The organism is Cuspidothrix issatschenkoi CHARLIE-1, assembly GCF_002934005.1.
GTDB classification, from domain to species: Bacteria; Cyanobacteriota; Cyanobacteriia; order Cyanobacteriales; family Nostocaceae; genus Cuspidothrix; species Cuspidothrix issatschenkoi.
Genome location: NZ_PGEM01000157.1, coordinates 1 through 9,571, shown reverse-complemented (window position 1 = coordinate 9,571; position 9,571 = coordinate 1). Strand labels below are relative to the sequence as shown.

Here is a 9,571-nt window from a genome sequence, read left to right as displayed (position 1 = left end):
CATACAGGACTTACGCAAAATAGCGAGCGAAAGTAAGATAGAACCCTACTCGGGAAGCAAGCTACATGAATTACCCCTACGAAATAATCAGGGTTTCAGTTACATCTTGCGTAAGTCCTAATTAATTACCCATTACCTTTTTTAAGTTAGTAATTCAGTCCAATAGCGGTCATAAACTTCTTCAAATTTGCCTAAAGGAGTTAATCTTTCACACTTGGCTAAAAGTGCTTCAGGGGGAAATAAATTAGTATTCTCTTGAATTGTTTTTGGTAACTGTTCAAATCCTGCCCGATTAGGAGTAGAAATATATAGTCTTTCGGAAATTTTCCCTGCTATATCTGGTTGTAAAATTAAATTAATCCAGGCATAAGCACCAGCAATATTAGGATTAGATTTGGGAATGACAATGGTATCAGTCCATAGGGAGGAACCGCTGCGAGGAATGACAAATTTGAGTTTGGGGTTTTCCTTAGAAATTTTGACTGCATCAGCAGAATAACACATAGCAATGGATAAATCCCCGGCCAGAATTTTATTTTGCCAAGCATCGGTATCAAAGGCGGCAATTGCTGGTTTGAGCAATTTTAATTTTTGATAAGCTTGTTTAATTTCATTTTCATTTTGTGAATTATAGGAATAACCTAACATTTTCAATGTTGCCCCCATTACCTCCCGCACATCATTGAGGAGGGTAAAACGTTTATTAAGTTGATCTTGATTTTGCCACAAATATTCCCAATCTTCAGGGGAATTTGTCAGTTTTTCGGAATTATATAATAAACCTGTTGTTCCCCAATTAAAAGGAACACTGTAACGGTTATGGGGATCATAAATAGGATTATGAAATTGGGGAAATAAATTATCTAAGCCAATTAATCGGCTATGATCTATTTCTAGTAATAATCCTTTTTCTGCCATCTTTTGTACCATATAGTCAGATGGGTAAATAATGCTATAGGTCCCGCCCCCTCCAGCTTGTAATTTAGCCAATATGACATCATTGGATTCATATACATCGGCTATTACTTTCATCCCTGTTTGCGTGGTAAAGGTTGTGAGTAATTGTTGATCTGTATATTGAGTCCAGGTATAAATATATAATTTGTCGCTTTGATTTGAGCTAGTAAAGTTTGACTCTACTTTAGCTAATCTCCATCCACAACCACTTAAAAATAGGGTAAAAAATGCTACTATCTTTTTTAGGAATTTACGTCTGTTAGTCATCTAATTTTTATCTTGACTAATGGCTAAACAATCAGTTTTTTCCCACCAAGCATAAATAGGTACATTCCCATCTGGCAAGCTACTGAATGTATTAGGTTGTAAAACATTAATGTTAATACCGTTGATTAATTCTACAACATAATTAATATGAGTACCTAAATACATGATATTAATTAGCCTGCCTTCAAAACAATTAATGGGTATATTAGGGTGGTAGAGGGAAAGTTGAATTTTTTCAGGACGGACACTAACAGCAACATTTTGGGATGTTGATACTGGTGTTTGTTCGTTGCGACTAACAATAATATTTAATCCTGTTTTAGTCGTTACTCTGACACATTCTGCATCTATTTCAGCAATTTCACCACTAAACAAATTTGTATCACCAATAAAATCAGCCACAAAAACTGTTTGAGGACATTCGTAAATTTCTCTGGGAGTACCAATTTGTTCTATTTTGCCCTGATTCATCACCGCAATTCGATCAGATAAAGAAAGAGCCTCTTCCTGATCATGTGTCACCATAACAAAGGTTAACTCTAAGTCCTTATGAAGATTGGATAATTCAACTTGCATTTCCTTACGCAGTTTTAAATCTAATGCTCCCAGGGGTTCATCTAAGAGGATAACGGCGGGACGGTTTACCAAAGCTCTAGCTAATGCTACTCTTTGTTGTTGACCACCGGAGAGTTGACTGGGAAACCGCGATCGCAAACTTTCCATTTTGACAAGCTTTAAAGCTTCCGTGACGCGACTAGAAATTTCTGATTTGGAGATTTTTTGTAATCGCAGTCCAAAAGCAATGTTTTCCCACACATTCAAATGGTTGAACAAAGCATAACTTTGAAATACTGTATTTACAGGTCGCTGATAAGCAGGAACATCGGTCATTAATTGCCCTTGAATCAGCAATTTACCAGCGTCAACCCTTTCAAAACCAGCAATTAAGCGGAGTGTAGTCGTCTTGCCACAACCAGAAGGCCCTAAAATACTAAAGAACTCTCCTTGTTTAACATCTAAATCCACTCCGTGTACTGCGGGTTCTTGGTTAAAAAACTTGAATACGTTACGCAATTCAACATCAAGTGGCTGTAATGTTTTTAAACCTCTTTGATTCTGCATCGCATTTTGAGCCATAATTTTTAGTAGAATGCCCTGGTTTGAATAAAATAAATTTAATGTTGTTAGTTGTCAGTTGTCAGTTGTCAAGTTTTTACCTATTATCTGTTATCGTGGCGTAGCACCTGTCAGATATCAGTTGTTACCAATTAATTAATTTATCCCAAAATTTCTTCTGGTCTTATGGCTATTTTACCACCATTACTCAGTAGTCAAAAAAACACACGCACCGTTGGACGTAGTGTCCAATCTAGATTTGCAATTTTATTCACATTATTAATGTTATCTGGAATCGGTGCTCGATTAGTATATTTACAAATTATTGAAGGAAAAAACCATAGAGTCAGAGCAGAATCAAATCGGATTCGCATTATTCCTAAACAACCAGAGAGAGGTAACATTTTTGACAGAAATGGTAAGCTATTAGCCAGCACTCGTTATCCTCGATCTGTATATTTGTGGCCAATGGCACATACAAAACCCTCCTGGCCAGTGGTCGGTCCACGTCTAGCACAAATTTTGGAAATACCCCAGGAAGATATTGAAACAATTCTGGAAGAATCTGCTGTTAATCCATCTTCCCTCATTCGCATCGCTCGTAATTTAAACGAAGCCCAAATTACAGCCTTAAAAGAATATGAAAATCAACTACCAGGAGTAGAGATTCATACTGAGGCAGTTCGTTATTATCCCCAAGGTAGAGCGTTGGCACATATACTTGGCTATACTCGTGAACTTACTGCGGAACAACTACAAAAAAAGAAGGCTGAAGGCTACCGTTTAGGAGATGTCATGGGGCAAATGGGGGTAGAAAAAGCTTATGAAAAATTGTTAAGAGGTGAATGGGGCGGACAGCAGGTAGAAGTAGATGGTAGCGGTAGGCCATTAAGAGTATTGGGCAGCAAACAAGCTAAAGCTGGTAATGATATACATTTGACCATAGATTTAAATATGCAAATGGCAGCCGAAAAAGCTTTAGGTAAACGTAATGGTGCAATAGTCGCAATTGATCCGAAAAATGGGGCGGTTTTGGCTATGGTATCTCATCCTACCTTTGACCCCAATATCTTTTCCAAACAAAAACTTTCCCAAAAAGATTGGGAAAGCGTCCAAGGTTCTCAACATCCTTTAGTTAATCGGGCTATTAGTGCCTTTCCTCCGGCTAGTACCTTTAAAATCGTCACCACAACCGCCGGACTAGAATCAGGTCGATTTTCGCCTGATACAGTATTACAAACCTATGGTTCATTAACTATTGGTGGAACTAGGTTTGGTGAATGGAATCATGCCGGTTTTGGTCCCTTGGGTTTTGTGGGGGCAATGCAGTGGAGTAGTGATACCTTCTTCTATCAAGTTGCTAAAAGAGTCGGTGGAGTTACATTGATTGAATGGACGCGCAAATATGGGTTTGGTAAAAAAACCGGCTTTGAATTTACTTCAGAAGAGGCTAAAGGTTTAGTTCCTGATGACAAGTGGAAACGTAAAGCCTGGAAGATACCCTGGACTGTAGGTGATACCGTGAATATGTCTATTGGCCAAGGGGCATTACAAACTACTCCTTTACAAGTCGCTGTGATGTTTGCTGTTCCTGCTAATGGTGGTTATCGCGTGCAACCTCATGTACTCAAAGACAATGAAGATGCTAAAACCTGGAGAGAATCTTTAAATCTCAAACCCACAACCATGAAAATTTTGCGTGATGGGTTGCGGAAGGTAGTCAGTGAAGGTACAGGAAAAGTATTAAATGACCCCAATCTGCCCCCAGTTGCAGGTAAAAGTGGCACTGCTGAAGCGTGGAGGGCAGGGGTTAAAGAAAATCATGCCTGGTTTGGCGCTTATGCACCTGCTAATAAACCCGAAGTTTTAATCGTGGCCTTTGCAGAACATTCCGGTGGTGGTGGTGGTAGCATTGCTGCACCGATGATTTTAGAAGTGATGCAAAAACATTTTGCTGCTAAAACAACGGCTAAAAAAAATAGCAATTGATCTCTGACGGGAAGGGAAGCCATAAAGATCAGTAGGATGTGTTATGCTGTTGCGAACACACCCTACTGACTACTTAAATATTTAACAGCTTATTAATCACGTTCATTATCGCCAGGTTCTAAATAGCGATCAAAACCGTTACTACATGAATCATATTTGCGGTAAGGCTTACAACATTTTCTAGGTTGATAACATCCTCCAGATAAAAGTTGTTGTTCTGCGGTGGATAATTCTACAAGCAATTGAGATTGGTCACTTTGATGTAACATAATTATCTGCCTCACTGAATTGTTTTTCCTGTGATGAAGAAGAAGTTCTGTCTTATTCAATTAGTTAAAATCTGCGTCGTCTATCAACATCAACATCAACATCAATATCCAAATCTCTACCACCTCTACCACCTCTACCACCTCTACCACGTTGATCATAATCCTCATAGAGTTCGTAGGTGTAACAGATGATTGGTCTTCTTCTAGACATTTGTCCGCCGGACAAAAGTTGTTGTTCCTCTGGGGATAAATCCACAAGTAAATTAGATTTCATCGTTCTGTGTGACATGATTGTTAGCCTCAATTTATGATTAGGTTTATCAGCCCTATATTTCTTTTATAAAAAGTTTCTCTAGAAAATAAATGAATCCACAGTTATAGATTTTTTATAGCTTAAATTGTTCTTAGGTTGTAGTAAATGTTAAAACAAATAGTATATCTTGGAGGGTCAGTGCCGTGAAGAATTTCAGCAGATCCTACAGTTTAGGATTCACTACGCGATCGCTTCGTTGTTCTCCTCAACCTTAGCGATCGCGTAACGTCTCCATAGAGGTTAGGGAAATGCCATATTTAAACCCCATCCTTTGGAGTTGCGGAAGGGGTTGGTTTATTTGTCTGGGGTAATGCTTGTTTAGCAACATTATCAGCAGCTTCTTTAAACATTGGTTCTAACTTATCCCGCCAGTATTTAATATTAGGAAGCTTTTCTGGGTGATCTCGATAGGCTAAAACTTCATCCCATTTACCATTATCAATGGCTTGATTAATATCATTAGCCAGGGCTTCTGCTTTTGCCCAATCACTCTGCCATTGATTAATAGTATTAACGGTTTCTTTAATGCCTGAAACAGCATTTCCTGAAGTTGATTTTAGTAAAGAAATCGCTCCTTGTAAATCCCCTGATTCAAATTTCTCCCTAGCTTTGGCCACGGTTTTGGATTTATCTTCAGTAGGTGGTTTAGATGGTTGAGGTTTAGGAGTTTCTATATTAGGTGTAACTGGAACTGAAGGGACGGGACGGGAGGCAATGAAAGAACTATCATCTACAATTTGAATTGCCAAACCTTTATCTCGAAGGCAAGAAATCCAGTTTTCATGATTAGTAATAATATCAGAATGCGCCCAAGCTAAACGCCCAGATGGAAGTTTTACTTCTACCCAACCACGCTTTGTCCGCTTCCCTGTCACCTCAAACTGACTAGCTGTACCTAAGGTTTTCAAAATATTGTCAGAATTAATGGCACTGGGTTCAGAACGAATATTAGAATTAGCTGTAACTACTGCCAAACATTTATTTGTTATTTTATTATTTTCTCCTGTCAAATTAGCAGTTAAATTCTTAAAATTAGGATATATATTTGTAAATAAAGCTGCTAAACCACCTGCTAAAAATATACCAATTAATAAAGGTAAAAGATCGGGTTTATTTGATTCCTGGGGAATAGATATTTGAGAAGCAGGTTGAGAACGAATATGATTACCAGGAGAAACCGCCATTGTTTGCTGTGTATATCCTGAAGTCATCTTTTGGGGAGATGGATAAATAATTTGTACAGATCTAGAAGGTTGAGACAGTTCAGGAGTGATATTCATCAAGTCTCGACAAGCTTGCAATGCTTCCGTTGCTGTTTGATAGCGTTCTTTAAAATGGTAACGCACCATTTTACTTAAAATTGCCACTAAACCAGGATTAAGCGGAATTAAATGTTGCCAGTTAATTTCTCCTGTGTCAGCATCTTCCTGTAATTGACTAACTGGAACTCCTGTTAATGCTTGAATTGCAATAATCCCCAAGGCGTAAATATCACTATTGGGTCTAGGTTTGCCTTGACCTTGTTCTGTAGGCATATAGCCAGGTGTACCAATTGCTACCGTCATCGTCCCTTGTCCTCCAACTGTGACTAAGGATGAGCGTAATTGTTTAACTGCACCAAAATCTACTAAAACTAATTTATAATCACTTGCACGGCGAATAATATTATCTGGCTTAATATCGCGGTGAATTACACCTTCTTCGTGAACAAACTCCAGAATACTCAAAATATCCAACAACATTTGCATAACTTGGGTTTCACTCCAAGGTTGTCCGGGAATGAGTTCTTCACTGAGAGTATGGCCATCAATAAATTCTTGGACTAAAAAGAATTCTTGATTTTCGTCAAAATAAGCCAAAAGTCTGGGTATTTGGTCGTGGTTACTGAGTTTTTCTAAAGTTTCCGCTTCGTTGTGGAACAGACGTTTAGCAGTGGTAAAGAAATTAGAATCAGAATTAGCTGGTTTGAGGTGCTTCACCATGCAGATGGGATTGCCTGGCCGTTTGGTATCTTGGGCAATATAGGTTTGACCAAATCCTCCATTGGCCAAGATGCGAATAACTCGGTAGCGATGGTCTAGTAATTTCCCTATCATAAATTTTCCTCCCCAGCTTGACAGCTTAAATTTTCCTGCTAGTAGTAAATATCTCCAAATTTCCTTTTCTGAAATCAGGTATCTTGAGAAAAGATTTAAATTATAGCCGTAGACAATGCCGTTAGGACATCAAGCAAAACTAAAACTTAGAGACCCAAAGGCTTTTATAACTGTCACCTGCCGTAACACAGAAGTTCCGAAATTGTTAATTTTGCCATCAGTATCCTTATTTACTAGCAATGCCACCTAAGATAACTAATTCTATATCATGGCAACAAGCTGAAATCTTGATGCAACCTGCTTTTATTCGTGTGATTGATAATATTCGTAAACAAGTTGATATATCTAACTGGAAAGCTACTTACCAAGATGTATTAACTTGGCCTGCTAACATCACTGATGAAACCAAAGCCTTAGTCACCCAGTTAATTCAGGATATGGAAACTGCAACACCTACACAAATAGAGGAAATTAAAAAAACTTTGGCTACTCTGCCCATGCCTTATCCAGGATACCACTTGCTTTTGCAGCGTCAACAGCAACAAGTGAGTGTGGATTTGTGGGATTTATGTTATCAAGTATGTTTTCTGAATTATAGTCCTGAAAATACAGCAGTTGATATTGATACTAACTTAATTGATGAATATGGTGATGTAGATTGGCAACAGCTAGAAAATAAAACTCAGAAATTGGTGCAACGGGTTTTTGCTAATTTACCAATATAAAACGAATAGAATTCTCTTGTAAGGCAAAAGGCAATACTTCGACTTACTTTGATCCTTCCACTAGCTTAGGACATCGCAAGCTCAATACAAGTTCGTCCATCTATTTATTTCCTATGAAATTAATTTCTGAACCATCCATACTGATGAAAATTGAAAAGATGAAACAACGGGTGAGGTGGGGACATTCAGCTATTTTACAGCAGGGAATTGACCAAACCTCCATGGTGATAGATGACGGACAGCCAGAAAGTCCAGATTTTTCCTTTATGGTCATGGGTGACACAGGTACTAAATCCCATTCTGGACATCATCCCCAGCGCGAAGTTGCTAAAATGATGTTAGATCATGGTGATGATTGCCGCTTTGTGCTGCACACGGGAGATGTAATTTATATGGTTGGTTCTCGTGAATATTACCCAGCTAATTTTATTGAACCCTATCGAGAATTCTTGCTGGGTGGGGATGCTCCGGAAAATATTGCTTATGACAAGATGATATTTGAGTTACCGATTTTACCTGTTTTGGGCAATCATGATTACTATGATGTTCCTTTACTTTATCGGTTGCTAACGGGTCCTACGTTGCCTTTACGCAAAATGTTACGGTATAAAGATATTGAAATTGGTTGGTATGGCTCAAATCAAGGTGATGCCTATGCTAGAGCTTTTTTGGATTATTTGGCGGATATTTCCCCAGTTGAGTTAGAATCTCATTTAAATAAGTATTATAACGCTAAAACTGATATAAGTCGGTGTTTGCGTTACCAACCGGGCAAGTTTACTCGTTTGCCTAATCGTTATTATACTTTTTGTTACGGTGGGATTGACTTTTTTGCCTTAGATTCTAATACTTTTAATACTCCTGATCCCTTACCTAATAACCAAGCTGGAGATAGTTTCCGCAGAGAATTAGAACAACGTCGTCAGCAAATTGACAGGGAAGAATTACAGATTTTGGGGGAATGTGACAAACTTAATCCAGATCAAGCTGATGAAGCGGAATTACTGGCTGAACTGGGTGCTAAATTGGATCAAATCAATGAGATCAAAATTGATATTGAAAAACAATTAGCATCTCATAAAAATAGTGATGTCGATTTTGAACAGTTGACATGGTTAAAAGAAAGATTAATTGCGTCTTGGCAAAATTCGGCAGTTAGGGGAAGAATCATATTTTTTCACCATCCACCCTATGTTACAGAGGCAACTAAATGGAATCAAGGACAAACTTTAGCTGTACGCCATCGTTTACGAGAAGTTTTTGATCAAGTAGCAACAAGTTTAGGCAATATTACACCAGAACGCCCATTAGTAGATATAGTATTTAGCGGACACGCCCATTGTTTAGAACATTTGCGAACTGTAAACACAGGACACGCTGATTCTTATATTAATTATATTGTATCCGGTGGTAGTGGTCGCCGTCCCCGTCCTCAACGCCCAGAAGGATCAGAATTGCTGGAAACATTTATGAGTAATGAGGATATTGTTACTCAAAAAGTTGCAGATTCGCTGTTGTATGTAGGACGTAGTGGTTATGGGTTTCAGAAGAAAAAACCTTATTCTTGTGTGCGAGTAGATGTAAAGGCGGGTTTTCCCGCTAAGTTTAAGATTACACCACTAATTACAGAGTTAATTGAGGGAAAATGGTGCGATCGCTCTTCAGAAAATGTAAATATTTAGATATAGCAATCGTTCATACCCAGATCCTCAACTTCTTTTATGTTTAATCCTCATTATAGCGGTATGCACTTGAATGAGATACAGAATTTACCTAGAAAACTATACACTCTCATGACTTTCAACTCTGTTCCCTGCGATGCACTGAGCTTGTCGAAGT

At 38.3% G+C, this 9,571-nt stretch carries 8 protein-coding genes; 3 read left to right on the top strand and 5 right to left on the bottom strand.

Features of this window, described 5'->3' with window-relative positions:
* Window positions 1–141: 141 nt before the first annotated feature.
* Both CUN59_RS18235 and CUN59_RS18230 read right to left on the bottom strand, forming a co-directional pair.
* On the bottom strand, window positions 142–1,224 hold the full coding sequence (locus CUN59_RS18235; RefSeq protein ID WP_104389183.1) for a polyamine ABC transporter substrate-binding protein: 1,083 nt from the start codon (window positions 1,222–1,224) through the stop codon (window positions 142–144).
* Window positions 1,225–2,361 carry an ABC transporter ATP-binding protein gene (locus CUN59_RS18230; protein ID WP_104389182.1) on the bottom strand — a complete coding sequence of 379 codons (1,137 nt, stop codon included), beginning with the start codon at window positions 2,359–2,361 and terminating at the stop codon, window positions 1,225–1,227.
* A gap of 165 nt (window positions 2,362–2,526) precedes the next feature.
* Here CUN59_RS18230 and mrdA point away from each other — a divergent pair, with 165 nt between their 5' ends.
* Window positions 2,527–4,329, top strand: a complete 1,803-nt coding sequence (gene mrdA / locus CUN59_RS18225; protein ID WP_104389181.1) for a penicillin-binding protein 2 — start codon at window positions 2,527–2,529, stop codon at window positions 4,327–4,329.
* A gap of 92 nt (window positions 4,330–4,421) precedes the next feature.
* On the opposite strand, the gene CUN59_RS21540 is transcribed toward mrdA, so the two are convergent.
* The 3 genes from CUN59_RS21540 to CUN59_RS18215 form a co-directional block, all read right to left on the bottom strand.
* Window positions 4,422–4,598 (bottom strand): hypothetical protein, encoded by a 177-nt coding sequence (locus CUN59_RS21540; protein ID WP_165790225.1) that lies wholly within the window; start codon window positions 4,596–4,598, stop codon window positions 4,422–4,424.
* Between the two features lie 64 nt (window positions 4,599–4,662).
* Window positions 4,663–4,887: a hypothetical protein gene (locus CUN59_RS18220; protein WP_133164050.1), complete on the bottom strand. Its 225-nt coding sequence runs from the start codon at window positions 4,885–4,887 to the stop codon at window positions 4,663–4,665.
* A gap of 281 nt (window positions 4,888–5,168) precedes the next feature.
* Window positions 5,169–7,007 carry a protein kinase domain-containing protein gene (locus CUN59_RS18215; RefSeq protein ID WP_104389179.1) on the bottom strand — a complete coding sequence of 613 codons (1,839 nt, stop codon included), beginning with the start codon at window positions 7,005–7,007 and terminating at the stop codon, window positions 5,169–5,171.
* 239 nt (window positions 7,008–7,246) lie between these two features.
* Here CUN59_RS18215 and CUN59_RS18210 point away from each other — a divergent pair, with 239 nt between their 5' ends.
* Both CUN59_RS18210 and CUN59_RS18205 read left to right on the top strand, forming a co-directional pair.
* On the top strand, window positions 7,247–7,732 hold the full coding sequence (locus CUN59_RS18210; RefSeq protein WP_104389178.1) for a hypothetical protein: 486 nt from the start codon (window positions 7,247–7,249) through the stop codon (window positions 7,730–7,732).
* A 113-nt stretch (window positions 7,733–7,845) separates the two neighbouring features.
* Window positions 7,846–9,414: a metallophosphoesterase family protein gene (locus tag CUN59_RS18205; protein ID WP_104389177.1), complete on the top strand. Its 1,569-nt coding sequence runs from the start codon at window positions 7,846–7,848 to the stop codon at window positions 9,412–9,414.
* Window positions 9,415–9,571: the final 157 nt, after the last annotated feature.

Excerpts from the sequence above, each read along its gene's own strand:
- CUN59_RS18235 (WP_104389183.1), bottom strand. The coding sequence starts at position 1,224 with ATGACTAACAGACGTAAATTCCTAAAAAAGATAGTAGCATTTTTTACC.
- CUN59_RS18230 (WP_104389182.1), bottom strand. The coding sequence starts at position 2,361 with ATGGCTCAAAATGCGATGCAGAATCAAAGAGGTTTAAAAACATTACAG.
- mrdA (WP_104389181.1), top strand. The coding sequence starts at position 2,527 with ATGGCTATTTTACCACCATTACTCAGTAGTCAAAAAAACACACGCACC.
- CUN59_RS21540 (WP_165790225.1), bottom strand. The coding sequence starts at position 4,598 with ATGTTACATCAAAGTGACCAATCTCAATTGCTTGTAGAATTATCCACC.
- CUN59_RS18220 (WP_133164050.1), bottom strand. The coding sequence starts at position 4,887 with ATGTCACACAGAACGATGAAATCTAATTTACTTGTGGATTTATCCCCA.
- CUN59_RS18215 (WP_104389179.1), bottom strand. The coding sequence starts at position 7,007 with ATGATAGGGAAATTACTAGACCATCGCTACCGAGTTATTCGCATCTTG.
- CUN59_RS18210 (WP_104389178.1), top strand. The coding sequence starts at position 7,247 with ATGCCACCTAAGATAACTAATTCTATATCATGGCAACAAGCTGAAATC.
- CUN59_RS18205 (WP_104389177.1), top strand. The coding sequence starts at position 7,846 with ATGAAATTAATTTCTGAACCATCCATACTGATGAAAATTGAAAAGATG.